The sequence below is a fragment of the Mesorhizobium sp. M7A.F.Ca.CA.004.06.1.1 genome (assembly GCF_003999135.1).
Taxonomy (GTDB): Bacteria; Pseudomonadota; Alphaproteobacteria; order Rhizobiales; family Rhizobiaceae; genus Mesorhizobium.
The window spans coordinates 1-20,075 of sequence record NZ_RZPQ01000022.1 but is presented as its reverse complement, the minus strand read 5'-3'; the positions used below and the strand labels follow the sequence as shown (position 1 = coordinate 20,075).

The window sequence follows — 20,075 nt, the reverse complement described above, 5'->3', positions numbered from 1 at the left end:
CTACAGCCTGATAGGCGAGATTGAGTATCGACAAGGCGAGAAAGACGAGGCTTTTGAACTCTTCGACCAGGCTCGAAAGCTGTCCAAGACTGAAATCCATTCGCTTCAGAGATCGATCGATCGCTCGATCGAGATGGGCGACCTGTCAAAGGCCGTCGCCGAGATCGACACGTTGCTGCGCCGGTGGCCGGACACATTTCCAGTCATTGCGGCGGGCTTGCCGGCTATTCTTGCAAACCCGGACGGATATCAGGCTGTCCTGGCAGCCTTAAGGATCGAGGCACCGTGGAGGTCCAATCTTTTCTCCGCCCTTGGTAAGGATCCGCGGGGCCTGCGCGTCGCAAATCAACTGTTGCTGGACCTTACCGGATCGAGCTCACAACCGACGTCGAAGGAATTGTCTGCCGTAATCAACGGGTACATCCGGCAGAAGGAATACGAGGCGGCCTATCGGCTGTTCCTGTTCAGTATGACCGATCAGGAGCGGACACTGGCCGGATACATCTTCAACGGCGGCTTTGAACAGATCCTCAGCGACAAGCCATTCGACTGGCAGGTTCGCGACCGCTCCGGTCTGGAAATTACCTTTGCCGGGGCGCGCGACGTCGGCGAAAGCGATAGCGGAGCGACTGTCCGGTTTCTGAATACGCCGGTGAAGAACGCCGCGCTCCAGCAATATGTCGAACTGCCTCCCGGCTCCTACAGGATTTCCCTGATCGCCTCCGCGAGAAACCTGAAGCTGCCCAAGCAGTTGTTCTGGTCCATCAGATGCGCGGATCCGGCGGGAGAAATAGCTCGGTTCAACATTCCGGAGGGCACATTCAATCGGCGGCAGTTGAGTCTGGATTTCGCGATCGGACCAGGCGCGTGTCCCATGCAAGTGTTGCGGCTGGAAACAGCTGCCATCGCTGAGAGCTGGCGATTTCGATACGTTGGCACGTTGGTCATGCACAAATTGAGCATCGAAAGAGTTTCATCTTGAGAGAGCGGTCAGCCCGGTCCACGGAATGGGAAAAATATCTGCTTGGGTCGGTTCTTTTCCTGTCAGTGCTGATTGGCGGCGGCACCGCGAGCGGTCTCTACACCGAGGCGGTGATCGAGGTGGCGGCGATTGTCGCGGCCGCGGCCATCTTTTCAAGGCCGTCTGAGCACGGCATCCCTCGCTCGGCCCTGTGGTTGCTTGCTCTGGGCCTTGCCGTGTTCTGTTTCCAAATCGTGCCGTTGCCCGCCGCCCTGTTGAGCGGATTGCGGCCTGAGGTTTTACTTGCAAATCCATGGCTGAGCGGTGAAACCGGGCTGCGTTTCGTCAGTGTCGGCGTGGGACGCACGATCGAGTGTCTGTTGTACTTCGTGGCGATGGCTGCATTCTTTCTGAGCGTCACCCGCTTGCGCCCAGATCAGGTCTACGGCCTCCTGCCCTTCTTTTTGATGGGTGTCATCTGTAACGGATTGGCTGCGGCGATCCAGTATTCGCTCTCCGATACGGTTGCCATACAGGGTTTGCTGCCGTTCACGATCAATGCGGGACTGTTTGCCAACCAGAACCACTTTTCAGCTTTGCTCTTCGTCTCCATCCCCTTCGTCGTCTACTACGGCCTGTTTCGCGGGCACCTTCTGTCCGGGTCGCTCGGTTTGATAACGCTGCTGCTGCTGCTTCTGGCCGCCGGTTCGCGCGCCGGTATTCTGATAGGGCTGGCGATCACCATAATATCGGTCGTCTTTCTGTCCGCGCGCTCGAGGCTGGGCGGGTATGGAATACCCGCTGTCTTCATCGGACTTTCGCTCTACACGATCGGGGCGTGGACGAAGATCGATGCGGAAGTGGTTGACCCGGCCTTTGGACGGGCCGAATTTGCACGCACCACGATCGCGGGAATTGAAGAGAACTGGGCGACGGGCGTCGGCTTTGGGAGTTTTCCGAAAGTCTACCAGATTTACGAAAAGGGGGAGATGATCTTCAAGCCCTACGTCAATCACGCCCACAATGATTATCTGGAATTGGCGCTTGAAGGTGGCGCGCCTGTTGTCTTTCTGGTCGCGGCCTACTCGATATTGCTTTTTGCGTTTTCCCTGGCGGCACGGCGAGATCCGCTGCAGAAAATGGCGTTTCTCTCAGTATCGTTTCTGCTCGTTCATTCCCTGGTCGATTATCCCATGCGAACGGCGGCGCTTGCGATGACTTTCGCCTATATGAATGGCATCATCTTTCACAAGGGATTCGCTGGGCGGTTAAGCCAGAGAGGCGAGTCGACCGAGGCCCATGATGACAATCTGCTTGTTCCCGTCAGGCCGGCTCTGGCAAGACGATAGCAATGCGTCGCCTGGAATTGGCGATGGATTGGCGCTGGATCGTGACCCAGACGTTTGCCGAACGCCGAGATTGACAAGCCATTGCATGGAACCTAAGCACGGTCGGCTGGGGCCGGGGGGTTCAGGCATGTCAAGGAGAGCTTCTTGAAAGGAATTATCCTTGCTGGAGGCAGTGGAACGCGTCTTTATCCACTAACATTAGCAGTCTCTAAGCAAATTCTGCCGATATACGACAAGCCGATGATCTATTATCCGCTGAGCGTTCTGATGCTCGCGGGTATCCGTGAAATTCTGATCATTTCGACGCCGCGTGACCTGCCCGTTTTTCGCGATCTGCTTGGCGATGGATCGGAGTTCGGCCTCGACCTGTCCTATGCCGAGCAACCGCAGCCCAACGGGCTGGCGGAGGCCTTCATCATCGGCCGCAATTTCATCGGCAAGGACAACGTGTCGATGATCCTCGGCGACAACATCTATTTCGGCGACGGGCTGTCGCAGCTTTGCCGCGACGCTGCCTCGCGCGAAAAGGGCGCTTCGGTGTTCGCCTATCATGTCGAGGATCCCCAGCGTTATGGCGTGGTTTCCTTCGACAAGGCCACGGGAACGGCGCTGACGATCGAGGAAAAGCCGCAGGTGCCGAAATCCAACTGGGCGGTCACCGGTCTTTACTTCTATGACAACGACGTCGTCGACATCGCCCCTGCCATCCGTCCCTCGGCGCGTGGCGAACTCGAGATCACGGCGGTCAACAACGTCTACCTCGAGCGCGGCCAGTTGCATGTGCATCGGTTGGGGCGCGGCTATGCCTGGCTCGACACCGGCACGCATGACAGCCTGCATGAGGCCTCATCATTCGTGCGCACCATCGAGCACCGCCAGGGCATCAAGGTCGCTTGTCCCGAAGAGATCGCCTTTGAACAGGGTTGGCTGACAGTGGACCAGGTTCTGCGTCGCGCCGATCACCTGGGCAAGAATGAATATGCCGCCTATCTGCGCCGGCGTGTCGTCGACCTGTCGGAGGGCTAGGTGTTGGAGGTCAGGCCCCTTGGCATCGATGGCGTGCTGGAAATCGTGCCGAAGCGACATGGCGACGCGCGCGGCTTCTTCGTGGAAACCTACAATGCCGAGCGCTTTTCGCAGGCCGGCATAGACCTGGCTTTCGTGCAGGACAATCATTCCTATTCCGCCGCGGCGGGCGTCTTGCGAGGGCTTCACTATCAGCTTGCGCCGCGCGCCCAGGACAAGCTGCTGCGCGTCATCCGGGGCAGCATTCTCGATGTCGCGGTCGACATTCGCCGCGGTTCGAAAACCTTCGGAAAATGGGTCGCTCTCGAAGTGTCGGCCGAAAAGGGCAACCAGATTCTGGTGCCGAAAGGCTTCGCGCACGGTTTCGTGACGCTCGTGCCTGACACCGAGGTCCTGTATAAGGTGACCGACACCTATTCGCAGGCGCATGATCGGTCGGTCCGTTTCGACGATCCCGCCATCGGCATCGAATGGCCGTCATTGGCCGGCGGGTTCCAGCTCTCGGACAAGGACCTCAAGGCGCCGCTGCTGGCCGCCGCCGAGGTGTTCGCCTGATGGGTTGCGTGAGGACAGCGGCATGAATTTTCTGGTGACGGGCGGTGCTGGCTTTATCGGTTCGGCGGTGTGCCGGCATCTATGCGCCAACCCGGCCTATCGGGTGACCAATCTCGACAAGCTAACCTATGCGGGAAACCTGGCCTCGCTGCGGCCGATCGAGAACGCACACAATTATCGCTTCGCGCAGGCCGACATCTGCGACGAAAAGGCTGTGCTCGACATCCTCCGGCGCGACGATATCGACATCGTCATGAACCTTGCCGCCGAGAGCCATGTCGACCGCTCGATCGATGGGCCGGGCACCTTTATCGAGACCAACATCGTCGGCACCTACAAGATGCTCAATGCCGCGCTGGAATATTGGCGCGGCCTGCCCGAAGACCGGAAGAGCCATTTCCGCTTCCATCATGTCTCGACCGACGAGGTGTTCGGCGATCTTCCCTTCGACGGCGGCATGTTCGTCGAGGAAACGCCCTACGCGCCATCCTCGCCCTATTCCGCCTCGAAGGCGGCCTCGGATCATCTGGTGCGGGCCTGGCACGAAACCTATGGCCTGCCGGTCGTGCTTTCCAATTGCTCGAACAATTACGGACCCTATCACTTTCCCGAAAAGCTGATCCCGCTGGTCATCCTCAATGCGCTCGATGAAAAGCCGCTGCCGGTCTATGGCGCCGGCGCCAATGTGCGCGACTGGCTGTTCGTCGAGGATCACGCGCGCGCGCTGGAACTTGTCGCGACCAGGGGACTGCCGGGCGAAAGCTACAATGTCGGCGGCAATTCCGAGCGGACCAACCTTGGCGTCGTCGAGACGATCTGCGATCTGCTCGACGGCAGGCGGCCGCGGGCAGGGGGCAAGAGCTATCGCGACCTGATTTCCTTCGTCACCGACCGCCCCGGTCACGATCGCCGCTATGCCATCGACGCCTCGAAGATAGGCCGAGACCTGGGCTGGGCGCCCAATGAGAATTTCGACAGCGGCCTCGCCAAGACCGTCGACTGGTTTCTCGACAACAAATGGTGGTGGGGACCGATCCGCGAGCAGCGCTATGCCGGTGAACGGCTGGGCGAAGCACGCAAGGGGGCGGCGTGAGGCTGGTTGTCACCGGACGCGACGGACAGGTCGCGGCGAGCCTTCTGGAGGCCGGCCAGGCGGCCGCCGGCGTTGAGGTCATCGCCATTGGCCGTCCGCAACTCGACCTCGCAAGACCCGACACGGTGATCGAAGCGATCGCGGCCGCGAAGCCTGATATCGTCGTGTCGGCCGCCGCCTACACGGCGGTGGATCAGGCCGAGGACGAGCCCGATCTGGCATTCGCGGTGAACGCCGCCGGAGCCGGCAAGGTGGCGCAAGCAGCAAGCCGCCTGGGCGTGCCCGTCATCCATCTTTCGACCGACTATGTCTTCGACGGCACCAAGGACGCCGCCTATGTCGAGACCGACGCCACCGCACCGCGCAGCGTCTATGGCGCCTCCAAGCTTGCCGGCGAGCAGGCGGTTGCATCAGCCAATCCGCACCATCTGATCCTGCGCACGGCATGGGTCTACAGCCCGTTCGGCAAGAATTTCGTGAAAACCATGCTGCGGCTGGCCGCCGACCGCGACGAGATCGCGGTGGTGGCCGATCAGTGGGGAAATCCGACATCTGCACTTGATATCGCCGACGCAATCCTGCATGCGGCGGCACGGCTGCACGAGGGCGCCGCCGCATCCGGCATCTATCATCTGGCCGGAACCGGCGAGGCCAACTGGAGCGGCTTTGCCCGCCATATCCTCGACACAAGCCGCGTGTTGGGTGGTCCCTGGGCGCGGGTACGGGACATTGCTACGATGGACTACCCAACCAAGGCGCGCCGCCCCGCCAATTCCCGGCTATCGAGCGCGAAATTCGCGGCGGCGTTCGGCTGGAATGCACCGGACTGGCGGCAATCGACGGAAGCGGTGGTGCGCCGGCTGCTAGCCGGTGAGCCGAAACAGGCATTGACGGCATGAACAAGCACCCTTCAGCGGAAAACACGCGCGATGCCGCGCCCGTCGACGAGCCGAAGGCACGCAAGGCAAAGCCGAAAGCAGCCAAACGCACCTGCATCATGGTGCTCGGCATGCATCGCTCGGGCACCAGCGCGCTGACGAGGGCGATCAATCTGCTTGGCGCGGAACTGCCTAAGAACATGCTGGGCGCCAATCTATCCAATCCAACGGGTCACTGGGAGCCGGAGCGTCTCATTGCGCTGCACGACCAGATGCTGGACGAAGCAGGAAGCAGCTGGGATGATTGGCGATCCTTCGATCCCAACGATCTCGGCGCGCAGCGTCTGCGCTTCTACAAAGCAGAGATCGCGCGGCTGATCGACGAGGAATACGGCAGCGCGCCGTTTTTTGTGCTCAAGGAGCCGCGTATCTCACGTTTCGTGCCGCTTTATGCGGAGATCTTGAGGCGCATGCGCATCGATGTTCGGTATGTGCTGATAGACCGCAATCCGTTGGCTGTGATCGCTTCCCTGGCGAACCGAAACGGTTTCACGATGGGCTTCAGTTCGCTTCTTTGGCTTCGCCACGAATTGGAAGCCGAGCGCGCAACTAGGGGTCGGTCACGCATCTTGTTGTCTTACGAGAGTCTGCTTGATGACTGGCGACAGGGTATCGACGGGATCACTGCTACTCTCAGCCTAGACTGGCCGGTACCCGACGTGAAATGGCAGTCCCTGCTGTCTGAGCATTTCGCTACCGACAATCAGCACTTTGCCGCCAGCACTGAGTTGCTCGACGCAGACCCGCGCATCATTGACTGGGTCAAAGACGCTTATACCGCACTGATAGCGCTCAGGTCCGATGATACTGATGCAGTTGCAATAGAAATTCTTGATCGGATCAGAGCAGAGTTCGAATCTGTTTCACGAACTTTTGGCGACGCTTTTTTCCTTGAAATTGATTGCCGTCTCCGCGTGTTTCATCGGCAGAAGTTGGAACAGCAGCAATTAGCCAAACAGCGCGATGCGCGGCCCGCAAAGCAGGAACCATTCGTTTCACTTCGTGACCTGTACGATGCGCATCGCGGCAAAGTGTCGGATAAATGGTCGATCTATCTCAGCACCTATGACCATATTTTTTCAGAGTATCGAGACAGTCCGGTTCGAATCCTGGAAATCGGAGTTCAGAATGGCGGATCCCTGGAGATATGGCAGAAATATTTCCCCAATGCTGAAATAATCGTTGGCTGTGACGTCAATCTGGCTTGCGGAAATCTCGTTTTCGACAGCCGGAAGATAAAGATCTCCGTAGGTGACGCCAATACTGATGAAACGGAGCGCGACATCATCTCGATGTCGGAAAAATATGATATTATAATTGATGACGGATCGCACCTATCCTCGGATATAATACGCTCGTTCGCGCGATATTTCCCCCACCTTTCCGAAGGGGGCATGTACATCGCCGAAGATCTGCATTGCAGTTACTGGCAGGAGTTCGAGGGCGGTCTCTACGATCCGCTTTCCTCAATCTCGTTTTTCAAACGCCTGCTTGATGTAGTCAACCATGAGCATTGGGGACTGGATCGTCGTCGGGTCGATGCCTTGGCCACTTTCGCCGACAGGCACAAAGTCACATTCGATGAGGCTTCTCTCGCGTCGGTTCATTCCGTCGAGTTCTTGAACTCGCTTTGCATCGTAACGAAGCTGCCTATTCCGGAAAACGTCCTCGGCGCGCGCAACGTGCACGGGCAGGTCGCGCTCGCCGACGGGAGCGTGGTTCCTCTCGACGACACGAAGAGCAAGGCGATCGATCAAACCGGAAATCCATGGTCGTTGAAGTCAACAACCATGGAGGAGGAGATCGAAACCAACAGGAAGTTGTTGGGACATCACGGGGCACGCATCGAGGCTTTCTCCAGCGAGATAGCTGATATGCGTGAACAGATCCGGACCCACAAAGACGAGATCTCAGGCACAAGGGCACAAGTTAGCGCGAGAGACGAAGAGATCGCTCGAGAACGGGCACAGATCATTGCGAGAGACAAAGAGATCGAACTCTTGCAAGAAAATTTGTCGATGGCGCACAGGGCGACGAGTGCGCTGCTTGCGGATCGCGACGAGGCGCGATCCGAGGAAATCCGGTTGCATGAGGTTCTCGATGCCGTTTATGCCAGCACATCCTGGCGAGTGACCAAGCCTCTGCGGGGGATTGGGAGCCGCGTCCGCGCTATCGGCGATGTTCGCATAAGGGTCCGCCGCTTGGCGATTCGGGGTGCCTACGGTTGTTGGCACAATGTGCCGCTCTCCACCGACCTCAAGCGAAAATTGAAGAGAGCGGCGTTTTCGACCTTTCCTTCGCTGTTTGGCGTTACGAATGCCTACCGCGCCTGGAGAAGCATGGAGGCACCCCAAGCGCCTGTGGGCAGCAACGAGATGGTCTTGCGCGGGGCGCTGGTCAGTTCCGGCCCGATCTTCTCGCCCGAACCAGTCTATGTGCCGCTTCTCGATGCGCCGCCGTTGCTCCAGAAGCCGGTGCGCGTCATCGCGTTCTACCTGCCGCAATTCCACCCGATCCCCGAAAACGATGAATGGTGGGGACAGGACTTCACCGAATGGTCTAATGTCCGGCCCGCTGAGCCGCAATTTATCGGTCACCACCAGCCGCACGTGCCGGATACGCTCGGCTACTACGACTTGCGCGATACTGCTGTGCAGCATCGCCAGATCGAACTGGCAAGGCTCTATGGAGTGGAAGGCTTCTGCTTCTATTTTTATTGGTTCGGCGGCAAGAGGCTCCTGGAAAAGCCGCTCGAAAACTGGCTCGAGGATAAGCGCCTCGACATGCCATTCTGCGTCTGCTGGGCCAACGAGAATTGGTCGCGCCGCTGGGACGGAATGGACCAGGAGATCCTGATCGCTCAGGATCACTCCCCCCAGGATGATCTCGCGTTCATCGCCGAGGTCGCGCCCTATCTTCGTGACCCTCGCTACATCCGCATCAATGGCAAGCCGCTGTTGCTCGTCTATCGGCCAAGCCTGCTCCCGGCGGCGGCTGAGACAGCGCGGCGCTGGCGGACTTGGTGCCGGGAGAACGGCATCGGCGAGATTTTCCTGGCCTACACCCAGTCCTTCGAATCTGTGCCCCCCCATCGCTACGGGTTCGATGCCGCCGTGGAATTTCCGCCAAACAATTCCGCGCCGCCAAATGTCACGCATACAGTGACGCCGCTGCATGAGGATTTTGCCACGACCGTCTATGACTGGTCGGTATTCCCACAACGCAGCGAAACCTACTCATCCCGCAAATACAAGCTCTTCCGTTCGGTTTGCCCGGGCTGGGACAATACCGCACGCCGCAAGCGCGGCGGCACGGTGTTCATCAACAACACCCCCGAGCTGTATCGCAGATGGCTGGACAATGCCATTGAGGACACCTTGGCCCATATTAGCGAGCCATCCGAGCGGGTGGTTTTCGTCAATGCCTGGAACGAGTGGGCGGAAGGCGCTCACCTGGAGCCCGATAGCGTTAACGGCCACGCCTATCTGCAAGCGACCCGCGACGCTTTGGAGGCGGCGAAGGGGAAGTCCAAGGCCAGGATTGCAATCGTTTCCCACGACGCCCACCCGCATGGGGCGCAATTGCTGGCTCTCAATCTGGCCAAGGGATTCAAGCAGCTTGGTTTTGAGCCCGATCTCATCGTGCTGGGCGACGGTCCGCTGCTCGGCCGTTTCGCCCACGCCGCGACCGTGCACAGGATCGACTTGCCTGAACAAGGCGATGCCGATGTGTTGAAACGTCTGGCCACCATTAGAAACAACGGTGCCGAGGTCGCCGTCGTGAATACCACCGTATCCGGAAAGCTCATCCCGCTGCTGAAGCAGGCAGGGTTCCGCACCGTTTGCCTCGTCCATGAACTGCCCGGAATATTGGCGTCCTACGGTCTTGCTGACGCAGCCGCAGCCATTGTTGAGAACGCTGAAACGGTCGTTTTCCCAGCCGAGATCGTCAAAGCCGGATTCGAAGAGTTTGTTGGCCAACCGGTCAGCCAGTCGGTAGTCAGGCCGCAAGGACTCTATCTGCGTACGCCCTACCTCGCCGAGGATCGCCAGCAGGTCCGCGAGGCGGTCCGCGCACGATTAGGGCTTTCGCCAAATGCAAGCATCATCCTGTGCGCGGGCTATGCCGACCATCGCAAGGGCCTCGATCTTTTCGTTGATGCTTGCGTCAAGGTTATCGCATCCAGGCCGGATGCGGTTGCAGTCTGGGTCGGTCATGTCGATACCGTCTTTCACGCCAAGCAAATGCGACGGGTGAAGGAAGCGGGACTGGAGAGCCGCTTCGTCTTTGTCGGATTGGTGGAAAATCCGCAGGAATACTATTTCGCCGCAGATATCTATGCCTTGACCTCGCGTGAGGATCCGTTCCCCTCGGTGGTGCTCGAGGCGCTGGATGCCACAGTGCCGGTCGTTGCCTTTGAGGGCGCTGGTGGCTTCCAGGATCTGCTGAAGCGGGATTGCGGTATCCTCGTGCAGGCATTCGACACCGATGCGATGGCCGAGGTCATTGGCAATCTGCTCGACAATCCAAGTGAAGCCCGGCGTCTCGCCAGCGTTGGCCGCGATATCGTCCGCCAGGAGTTCAGCTTCAGCCATTACCTGCATGATCTGCTGATTTACGCCGAAAAGCCATTGCCGCGGGTGTCGGTCATCGTGCCTAACTACAACTACGCCCGATACCTGGGCGCACGTCTAGGCTCCATTGTCGATCAGACGATAAAGCCCTACGAGTTGATCGTGCTTGACGATGCTTCGACCGATGATAGCGTCGAAGTCATCGAGAAATTTCTGGCCGGTTGCGACATTCCATACCGGCTGGTGGCCAATGCGCAGAATTCAGGATCGGTATTCCGCCAATGGATGCGGGGGGTCGAAATGGCGCGCGGCGATTATGTCTGGATCGCCGAAGCCGACGACCTCGCCGATCCCGATTTTCTGGCCGAGCTTCTGCCCGCCTTCGAACGCGAGGAGGTGGTGATGAGCTATTGCCAGTCGCGACAGATGGACGGCGCCGGCCGGGTCTTGTCCGAACACTATCTCGACTATGTGTCGGACATCGACCGGTCTCGCTGGACGAAACCCTACGTCGTGGACGGCCGCCGGGAAATCGCCGAGGCACTTTACCTCAAGAACACCATTCCGAACGTCAGCGGCGTCTTGTTTCGAAGGGAGGCGCTCAGCAATGCGATGGCCAAACACAGCGAAGAGATCATGTCGTTGCGCAACGCCGGGGATTGGGTGACATATTTGCGTCTGCTCGAAAATGGTTCGATCGCTTTTTCCCCGCGTTCGCTCAATTCACACCGCCGGCATCAGTCGAGCGTAACCATAGGAAATTTCGATCTCAGGCACCTACAGGAGATCAGGCAGGTACAGGCCGATACAATCCGCAGCCACGATCTTGGACCTGCCGCGCTCGAACGAGCGAGCATCTACAGCCATGAACTCAGTGAACGATTTGGTATTCCAATTCAAGAATGACGACGCTGGTGACTGTGGGGAGTTAGATGTCTACAGAGCGTCGAGGAGATTTTAGTGAGAGTTCTTTTTCTGGGAGCGCCAATAGCTCCGCATCCTGATCCGCAGATTGCTTTTGAAAAGAAATTCGAAATCATTGGATATAACACCGGAAATCTTCTGATAGGGCAGTCTCTGTTCGAGGAAATTCGCTTTGAAGAGTTCGGTCAGGGGTTGGACTATTCCCCGCAAGAAGCAAACGAACGTTTCGACATCATTGCTATCGCCGCAGCAAATTTCATTTTCAAAAATTTTGATTTGTCCTACTTGGCTGACTTTATCGAGCCGACCAAGCTGCCATGCTTGGTTGCCGGCCTCGGGGCGCAAGCTTCTATCATCGGTGAAAAAGTCACAGATATCCCAGAGGGCAGTAAACGCTTCCTTCGTATCATATCGGAACGCAGCAAGACCGTGGGCGTGCGTGGCCATTTTACGGCTGAAGTCATGAATGACTTTGGGATAACGAACGTCAGAGAGGTTGGATGCCCAAGTTTGTTTCGCAAATTGCGTCCGGATTTGAAGATAAAGAGGCCAGGAAGAGACGCCGAGCTGAGGGTTGCAGTGAACGGATCACGCAACGTATTTCTTCATTCGGCCAATCCCGAAGCTGCCCGGCGCGTTGAAGCTGATCTTTTGAAATTATCCGCTCACAAAAAATATCCATATGTTCTTCAGAACGAAGAACCGGAAATGAAAATGCTACTTTCCAGAGATGGGAGAGAAGACGATTTTGGGGTCGCCCAGGCAGTGCTCGGGCAGATGAACATGGAAATGGATCCGTCGCTCTATGTAAAGCATGTCAAAGAGAACGCAAAAATGTTCTTTGATTTGGCAGAGTGGGATGCGTACATCTCGAAATTCGACTATTCGATAGGAACGCGCTTCCATGGAAATCTGATTGCATTAACCAACGGTGTTCCTGCAACCATAATTTCCCACGATTCGAGGACGACGGAAATGGCGGAACTTATGAGCATCCCGCATATCCCGGTCGATAAAGTGGGACAATTGAACGTCAACGAGCTTGTGCAGGCTGGCAACTATGATGAGTTTCAGCGCAAGTACACTGTACTATATGATCGTTTTGCCCAATTCCTTTCGGAGAATGGGGTTGCCCACCGGCTAGAATAGCACCGTGGAGCTGAACTCGGACCGAAGCAGCATTCTGTTACGGCTTCATTTTTGAAAATCCTGATGGTGCTCCATGAATTCTGATTCCTATCCAGTTTACCGCCGGGCAGGTTACTGCCCAATCTGTGAAGCCAATGTCGAGTTTTCCGCCCACTATGATTGGTATCGTGATCATCTGCTCTGCTCCAGATGTGGATCGATCCCGCGTGAGCGCGCTTTGGCTCTTACGCTCACGCGACATGTCTCTCGTTGGCGCAACCTTGTTATTCATGAATCGTCTCCCACTCCCCGCGGAATTTCTCCGAAGTTGAAGCGGGAATGTGCCGGTTATGTTGAATCGCAGTACTTTCCCGGAGAGCGTTTGGGCTCGTCCGTCAAGGGCTTCCGAAACGAGAACCTGGAGGCGCAGACATTTGGTGATGCGACTTTCGATGTCGTCGTTACACTTGATGTCATGGAGCATGTGAATATGCCGGAGCGGGTGACAAAGGAGATTGTCCGCACCCTGAAACCAGGCGGCGCTTATCTGTTCACCGTTCCCACCTACAAGGGCAAGATCGACAGTGAGCGCCGTGCGCTCTACAGGCCGGACGGAACGATCCAGCACACCGGCGAGCCGGAATATCATGGCAATCCTGTTAGCGATGCTGGTTCGCTGGTAACATTTCACTACGGCTATGACCTGCCGGAACTGATCCACCGATGGTCAGGAATGGATGTCGAGGTATGCCGTTTTCATGATCACTGGCACGGCATAATAGGCGAATTTACAGAAGTATATTTGGCACGGAAGCACGCCCGCTAACCAGGCCGAGGCTTTCGTCAGGAGCGAACGTAGTATGCAGATCGATAAGTTGGCAGCGATGTGGCAGGGCTATAGGCAGCGGGGCGTCATCCCAACGATCCACCTTGACGACGGGATGTTCAAAGGCAATCCCTTTCTTGATGACTACGACATTGTTGGCGAAAGCGTGTTGAAGGTGATCGTATCGATCTTGGCAATCGCCCGGAAAGAAGCCATTTACAATATTATGGATTTTGGATGCGGCCATGGGCGTGGCGCTCGCTACATCCGGTCACTGTTCCCTGCCGCCAAGATAACCTTCTGCGATATCGATCCGAGCTGCGTCGAATTTTGCGCCCACGAGTTCGGGGGAGATGCGGTGCTTTCGTCTGAGCATCCCTCTGACATTAAAATCCCAGGCGGCATGGATCTAATCTGGGTTGGCTCTGTCTTCACCCATGTCGATTACGAGAGAATGCAAATTCTTTTCGATAAGCTTTTTGCGGCATTGGGGCGCGGGGGGATACTGATCGCAACCTTCCGGGGGCACAACACGTACGAGATCACAAAGAACGACCCGATCCAAGCTGCTGCCCAAGCACAAATGCTGAAGGACTACGAGCAGACAGGGACTGGCTATTGGCCATACCCAAATGCCGCAGGCCAAGTTGGCATGAGCGATTGGGGACTTTCGCTTGCATCGATCGAGCGAGTTGTGGCGCTAGGCAAACGGCACGCCAATGCTCGCTTGGTCGGCTATAGCGAATCCGGATGGGCGAACGTCCACGATGTTGGCGCTTGGACGAAACGCTGAACCACCGTGTATTCGACATGGCGGTCGAGAAGTCGGTTATTCTGGTCCTCAAACTGGTGGATCAAAAGGTATCCCGTTTCCGACTGAGCGAATCTGCCAAGCACGCTGCCTCTACAGAAGCGGGTCCGTCTGCTTCCCTCGGACCAATCCAAAGATTTCGATTAAATCCCTTATCGATTGGTAACTTTTGCAAGGGCTTGCTGATTTGCGTAGCTGGGCATCTCACCGAGCCTTATCAGCGCAATGTCGCCCTGGATTTCCACACTACCGGGGGCTGGCCATACCGGCATCGCCGAAAGACGAACAATCGTCTGGTCAACCTGATCTGGGGTAGCACCGTTCAAATTGGAGTAGCCGAGCAATTTCATGTAATAAGCGATGCGCCAACCGTTGCCACCGTCCCATTCGAAGAACGAGTGGCCGACTGTCGAGCCGGGCTGCTTGGGATAGTTGGTCACAAATGGCTGGGCGCCAAACACGCTCAGAGCATAGCTGCGCTTTACATCAAAACCGCGCGCGGCCGACAGCCTGTCGAAGATGGCGCCCGCCATGAGTGTATCATGCTTGTCGACCAGATAGTTAGACGCCTGACGATAGTTCTGGGCCACCAGAATTTGGAAAATTGCCACGGCCATCAAGATGGTTGAGGCTACGCGGGTTCTCGATTCTCTGCTCGTCACCGCGACATAGGCAAACATCCAAACTGCAATCGGAACCCCGACGAGGCTCCTGACAGGCATGCTGCCCGCAGCGAGGAGGTGAAAGCCGAAGGGAATAAGCAATGAAGCGAAGGCAATTGCCGTCAACAGCAATTTCGAGCGGGGCAATTCCTTCAATAGCGCCCAACCGCCAAGGATCAACAAGAGCGGAATTGCCCACAACGCGACGTCATATGTGCGCCGGTCCAGACCATAGATCCCGCCTATCGCTCCAAGCACACGCCCAATAACTGTGGCCGGATGTTGAAGCAAAAAGCCAGGCTGGGAAAGCGAGTCGAAATACTCGTTTCTAGCGGGGGTGAACGATCTGAAAATGGCATCGCCGACGACATAGAACAATATGGCACCAGCCAGCAGAATACCGGTCCGAAGCAGGTCTTTTGGCAGCGATTCGCTCCTTCCTGCCCGTGCTTGCAGAATTGAGATCGCGATGCCCAGGACCAGAATTGCCGGTGCGAAACTCTGGTAGATCGAGATGGCGAAGGCGCCGACTCCCACAGCTCCGAGAAAGCGAGGGCTGAGTGGGGAAACCTCCTCCTTGCGGATCAGCCAAAGCGCTAGAGCGGTCGCGAACAGGCCGACGCCGATAGCGGCAATGTTTGAATAAAATTCGACGATAAAAAACCAGGTCGGGAAAGCACAGAAAATCGCAAAACATGCGTACTCAGCGATGGAGAGCTCTTGCTTGTTAATGACATCCATGACGAGGAGGTAGGCGGCCACGCAACCGGCGCCAAAGACAGCTGGAGCCAAGAAAGGCATTACCGGATGAGGAATAAGGAACCTCTCGATCAGATATGCCCCCCAGCGTCCTTGAATGATCCAGACGGATGCGTCCGTTCTGAAGGCTGTTACTTCCTCATCCACTGACAGCGGAAAGGAAGCCAGCTCGGAAAAATACATCGCGGCGAAAATCGCAAAGAGATTAATGGCTGGTCGTATTGTGCTCGGTCGCGTCAGCATGATCTGCGGAGTATCCATCGAGAAATCACGAAGTTGAGGATGGTCGTGATGGCAAGGGTGACAAAGAAGGCTGCTGCAGCATTTTGCAGAACGCTTTCAAGCGTTTTGAGGGCTGCTAGGCCGAGCACGAACACGACCGCAATCGACGCCCCGATTGCCAGTCGATCGGCGATGCCCGTGCGGCCGCCGGGAAAGACGCGATCGGGATAGAACACCATTACGAACACAAGTCCTGTCAGCCAAGCGAGCGCGTAAGACAAACTTGAGGGCAGGACGACAAGGCCGGCAAAATAGACAAGGCTGGTCAGGGCGGTATTTAGTCCGCCGGCGACAAGAAACCGGACGGCGTCTCCGCCAATGCGATCAGCGGTCATCCTGCCTGACCGTATCCAGGAAATCCGCATAGTCCCTGATGTAATCGCCAGCATCATAGTTGTGCGAAGCCATGACCAGCAATGCTGTATCGGGTTGGAATTTATACTGAATTCCCCAAATGCCGGGCGGAATGTAGAGGCCGATCGAGGGTTCGGTCAACGAAACCTCTTTTCTCTCATGGCCGTCGTCAACGACAACGGACAGGCGGCCATGGGCCGCGATCAGGAATTGATGGCACTCGCGATGCGCATGCTCACCCCTGACCTTGTCGGAGGGAACGCCATAAACCAGAAAGGACCGGGCCGGCTTAAACGGTAGGTTTGCACCGAATTCGAGCGGGGCGAGTTCGCCTCGCAGATCGCTAAAATGCGGCAGCCGCCAGAGCTCGGTACCACCCACCCCAAGCGACATTTTCTCGCCCACTGCGCCGGGGAAGGTTTGCGTCAAGGCTGGCACGATCTTCGGGCCGGTCTGGTAGCCGATGATGACTGCGGGATTTCCGACCACGACGGCGTTGGCAGGGACGCTCTTGGTCACCACGGCGCCGGCGCCGACCATCGCCTGGCGGCCGACGACAATGCCCGGCAGGATTGTGGCATTGGCGCCGATGGAAGCGCCGTCCTCGATCGTGGTCAGCAGAAACGCCTCGGGATATCCCTTGGAGCGTGGGAAGCGATCATTGGTGAAGGTCGCATTCGGGCCGACAAACACACGATTGCCCAGGCGCACCCCGTCCCACAGTTGGACGCCGCTCTTGACAGTCACGTCATCGCCGACGATCACGTCGTTCTCGATGAAGACGTGATCGCAGATGTTGCAGTTCGAGCCGAGCACGGCCCCAGGCAGCACGTGAGCGAAGGCCCAAATACGCGTTCCGTCGCCGACATGGGAGCTTTCGCAGATACCCCGTTCGTGCACGAAAAATGGCTTGGCGTTCATTTCGCTGTTCCGTCAACGACGCGGCTGATGATCCGAAGTGGGCGCGATTTGGTGTTTTCAACTGCCCGCCAGAGATAGCAACCAAGAATCCCTTGGACTAGAAGACTGGCCGAACCGAAGCCCGTGATCAGCAGCACCAGTGTCGTATAGCCAGCGGGGTCTATATTGCCAAGTAGCCGTGCAATCACGGTAACGACTGCAAATAGGAGACTTAGCGCACAGCCGGCAAATCCTACCCAGAGGGTGAGCATTATCGGAAAATCAGAGAACGAGAAAATGCTGTCCATCATGTATCGGAACCGCCGTGCCATGCCCCAGGCGCTTGTTCCGTGCTTTCGTTCGCGCCGCCGATAAGGCACGAATTCCCGCCTGAAGCCGACCCAGAAAAGTTGTATGACAAGCGAGCTGTTCGGCTCCTCGATCGAGAGGATCGCTTCCAGAACCTGACGGTTGCAGGCGAAGATATCCACTCCGCCACTCGGCATGCTGGGCAGGACGAGCCTGCGGTAGGCCGACCAGAAAGCCCTCGACAGAAATTTGGTCAAGGGCGGATCGCTACGCCCGGTTCGCTGCCCAAACACGACGTCAGCCTCGTCCTTTTCCAGCTTCGAAAAGAATTCGACGATCAGTTCAGGCGGCTCCTGCAGGTCGGCGGCCAACGCAGCGACCTGGTCACCCGAAGCGTGTTCGAGCCCGGTTCGAATAGCAGTGAACGAACCAAAGTTCCGGCTATGGAAGATGATCTTGTAATCATAGCCCGAGCCTTTCAATTCCTTGATCAGCAGCGGGCCGGATTCGTCCGGCGACCCGTCGACGACGAAGACGAACTCGATGTCGCTATGATATCTGGAGTGGAAATCGGCGACTGCGCCCAGGAGGGAAGGGATGTTCGCCTGATTTCGATAGATCGGGAAAACGATCGAGCGTGTTGTCACATTGTCTCCCATTCGCGGAGGGCCAGGCAAACCCGCTCTACCTCGTCGTCCCTCATATCGGGATAGCAGGGGACCGAACAGAGACGGCTGACGCTGGCCCTCGATACGGTGAGATTTTCGCTCCCCATCATCGGTAAGTCCGCCCAGCCGACCTGGTCGCAATCCAGCACAGGGTAGTGTATGTCAGTGTCGATGCCGCGCTCTTTCATGAACGCCCTGAAGGCGTCCCGGTCGTCGCAAAGCGCGACCGCGAGGTGCGCGACAGCGCCTTCGCCACCTTCCAGGAACTGGAATCGACGCCCGGCAACCGACTTGTACTGGTCTAGGATGCCACGCCGCTGCTGGTTGCGTCTATCCACATCGCCCAGCAAAACGTCCAGTATCGCGGCTTGAACTTCATCCATGCGGGAGTTGCGGCCGTTGGGCACGCCGACATGATATTTTGAACTCCAGCCATATTGTTGCAGTTGCCGTACATGCGCGGCGGTTGCCGTGTCGGAGGTAAGAACAGCGCCGCCGTCCCCCATGGCTCCGAGATTTTTGGTTGGGTAAAAGCTGAACGTGGAGATATCCCCCAGCGAGCCTGCAACGTCGCTTCCGATTCTCGCCCCGTGCGCCTGCGCGCAATCTTCCACGATTGGAATGTGCGAGAGGCCAGCCTGCTCAAGTCCGTCCCGGATGGCGCGGACATCAACGACGCCACCATAGAGGTGGGTGGCGACGATCGCAGCGGTGTCTGCGCTGGCTGCTTTCAGTACCGATTGAAGGGCTATGAGTTGGCTGGCTGGTTCGATATCGACATAGTGCGGAACGAGATCATTCTGCCAGCAGGCACAACTGGCATAGCCCCCCGCATTGGCGGCGACGATCACCTCGCGCCCGTCGTAGCGCTTGGTCACTGCGGCCAATGCAAGTTCGAGCGCATCCGTCCCGTTGGCCACGAGAACGCATTCCGAAACACCTATGAATCTGGAAAAATTTGCCGCAAACCTTTTGCCGATAGCGCCATTGAGCCACCATCCCGAACGTAGCGTGTTCACTACCTCACTCTCGATTTCGACCTGGTAGCGCTGATACAGGCGCTTCAGATCATTCATCGGAACAGATTCTTGTCTCGTCATCGGTAACTCAACGGCTCGAGCGCAATTCATTTTAGTAACGTCCGCAGGGCGCAACGTTGGCATACTCAACTACAGCAGGTGCGACGAATTGGAATCTGAACTGCGAGCAAATAGTATCCGGGAAGAGTACCTTTAAGACTTAGCTCGCGTTCCAGCCCTCTTTGCAGGTTTCGTCGTGAAGGCTTCGACCCTTCCGTTCTTAAGCGTCATTCTTTTCGTACATACGCTTTCGAGCAGGCTCTCATTGTGGGTCGCCAGGACGATGATGCCTGCCTTCTCTGCCAGTTCATCCATGCGTCGTTTGGCTTTTTCCTGAAACGCGGCGTCGCCGGCGCCGATCCACTCGTCCATCAGCAGAATTTCGGGGTCAAGCGCTGTAGCCGCAGAGAAAGCAAGACGAGCGGCCATACCCTGGCTATAGGTTTTGAAAGGGACATCGATAAAGTCGCCAAGTTCGCTGAAGGCGATGATCTCCGGCATTTTTTCTTGGATCTCGGCCTCGGTCCACCCGCTGATCAAACCCCTCAGAACAATGTTTCGCCGCCCCGTCGCTTCGGGGCGAAATCCTATGTTGATGTTGAACAAAGCGTCGACTTTGCCTTCGATGGCTACTATGCCGGACGATGGCTGATAGATGCCGTACAACACCTTGAGCAGTGTCGTCTTGCCGGCCCCGTTTGGGCCGACCAAGCCTAACCGATCGCCTGCTTTGAGTTCAAAGCTGACATCTTCCAGCGCCTGCACGACCTGCTTGCCGCCGGAACGTCCGATTTTGCCTCCAAGACCACCCAGGCGCCGGTCAGGCGCCGTAAGCGTCAACTTTTCGTAGAGGCGGTAGGCGAGGCTGACATTGTCC

General features: G+C 57.3%; 16 protein-coding genes. 10 read left to right on the top strand and 6 right to left on the bottom strand.

The window, feature by feature from the left end:
- The 10 genes from EN906_RS03220 to EN906_RS03175 form a co-directional block, all read left to right on the top strand.
- The coding region (locus EN906_RS03220; RefSeq protein WP_127375066.1) for a hypothetical protein at positions 1-982 on the top strand (982 nt) is incomplete at its 5' end.
- On the top strand, positions 979-2,310 hold the full coding sequence (locus tag EN906_RS03215; protein WP_127268324.1) for an O-antigen ligase family protein: 1,332 nt from the start codon (positions 979-981) through the stop codon (positions 2,308-2,310). The genes EN906_RS03220 and EN906_RS03215, both read left to right, overlap by 4 nt.
- A gap of 144 nt (positions 2,311-2,454) precedes the next feature.
- Positions 2,455-3,336 (top strand): glucose-1-phosphate thymidylyltransferase RfbA, encoded by an 882-nt coding sequence (gene rfbA / locus EN906_RS03210; RefSeq protein WP_127272412.1) that lies wholly within the window; start codon positions 2,455-2,457, stop codon positions 3,334-3,336.
- Positions 3,337-3,891 carry a dTDP-4-dehydrorhamnose 3,5-epimerase gene (gene rfbC, locus EN906_RS03205; protein ID WP_127272014.1) on the top strand — a complete coding sequence of 185 codons (555 nt, stop codon included), beginning with the start codon at positions 3,337-3,339 and terminating at the stop codon, positions 3,889-3,891.
- 22 nt (positions 3,892-3,913) lie between these two features.
- The gene (gene rfbB / locus EN906_RS03200; protein WP_127272411.1) at positions 3,914-4,984 is read left to right on the top strand and encodes a dTDP-glucose 4,6-dehydratase; all 1,071 of its coding nucleotides are present in this window, start codon (positions 3,914-3,916) and stop codon (positions 4,982-4,984) included.
- Positions 4,981-5,883 carry a dTDP-4-dehydrorhamnose reductase gene (gene rfbD, locus EN906_RS03195; protein WP_127268902.1) on the top strand — a complete coding sequence of 301 codons (903 nt, stop codon included), beginning with the start codon at positions 4,981-4,983 and terminating at the stop codon, positions 5,881-5,883. The genes rfbB and rfbD overlap by 4 nt, the downstream gene beginning before the upstream one ends.
- Positions 5,880-11,402, top strand: coding sequence for a glycoside hydrolase family 99-like domain-containing protein (locus EN906_RS03190; protein ID WP_127273099.1), 5,523 nt, complete (start codon positions 5,880-5,882; stop codon positions 11,400-11,402). The genes rfbD and EN906_RS03190 overlap by 4 nt, the downstream gene beginning before the upstream one ends.
- 54 nt (positions 11,403-11,456) lie before the next feature.
- Entirely contained in the window at positions 11,457-12,569 is a 1,113-nt protein-coding gene (locus EN906_RS03185) for a polysaccharide pyruvyl transferase family protein (protein ID WP_164748974.1), read from the top strand.
- A 73-nt stretch (positions 12,570-12,642) separates the two neighbouring features.
- Complete coding sequence (locus tag EN906_RS03180) at positions 12,643-13,374, top strand: class I SAM-dependent methyltransferase (protein ID WP_127271277.1); 732 nt, start codon at positions 12,643-12,645, stop codon at positions 13,372-13,374.
- Between the two features lie 34 nt (positions 13,375-13,408).
- Positions 13,409-14,167, top strand: coding sequence for a class I SAM-dependent methyltransferase (locus EN906_RS03175; protein ID WP_127271275.1), 759 nt, complete (start codon positions 13,409-13,411; stop codon positions 14,165-14,167).
- Between the two features lie 170 nt (positions 14,168-14,337).
- Here the strand turns inward: EN906_RS03175 and EN906_RS03170 are convergent, their stop codons facing one another.
- The 6 genes from EN906_RS03170 to EN906_RS03145 all read right to left on the bottom strand — a co-directional run.
- The gene (locus tag EN906_RS03170) at positions 14,338-15,867 is read right to left on the bottom strand and encodes a glucosyltransferase domain-containing protein (protein WP_127272216.1); all 1,530 of its coding nucleotides are present in this window, start codon (positions 15,865-15,867) and stop codon (positions 14,338-14,340) included.
- Positions 15,843-16,223 (bottom strand): GtrA family protein, encoded by a 381-nt coding sequence (locus tag EN906_RS03165; RefSeq protein ID WP_164748973.1) that lies wholly within the window; start codon positions 16,221-16,223, stop codon positions 15,843-15,845. Before EN906_RS03165 ends, EN906_RS03170 begins: the two co-directional genes overlap by 25 nt.
- Positions 16,213-17,163 carry a WxcM-like domain-containing protein gene (locus tag EN906_RS03160; protein ID WP_127270265.1) on the bottom strand — a complete coding sequence of 317 codons (951 nt, stop codon included), beginning with the start codon at positions 17,161-17,163 and terminating at the stop codon, positions 16,213-16,215. Before EN906_RS03160 ends, EN906_RS03165 begins: the two co-directional genes overlap by 11 nt.
- Positions 17,160-18,098: a glycosyltransferase family 2 protein gene (locus EN906_RS03155; RefSeq protein ID WP_206529066.1), complete on the bottom strand. Its 939-nt coding sequence runs from the start codon at positions 18,096-18,098 to the stop codon at positions 17,160-17,162. The genes EN906_RS03160 and EN906_RS03155 overlap by 4 nt, the downstream gene beginning before the upstream one ends.
- The gene (locus EN906_RS03150) at positions 18,095-19,195 is read right to left on the bottom strand and encodes a DegT/DnrJ/EryC1/StrS family aminotransferase (protein ID WP_164748809.1); all 1,101 of its coding nucleotides are present in this window, start codon (positions 19,193-19,195) and stop codon (positions 18,095-18,097) included. The genes EN906_RS03155 and EN906_RS03150 overlap by 4 nt, the downstream gene beginning before the upstream one ends.
- A 156-nt stretch (positions 19,196-19,351) precedes the next feature.
- Positions 19,352-20,075 (bottom strand): ABC transporter ATP-binding protein (locus EN906_RS03145; RefSeq protein ID WP_164777093.1); only part of this gene is annotated, 724 nt, incomplete at its 5' end.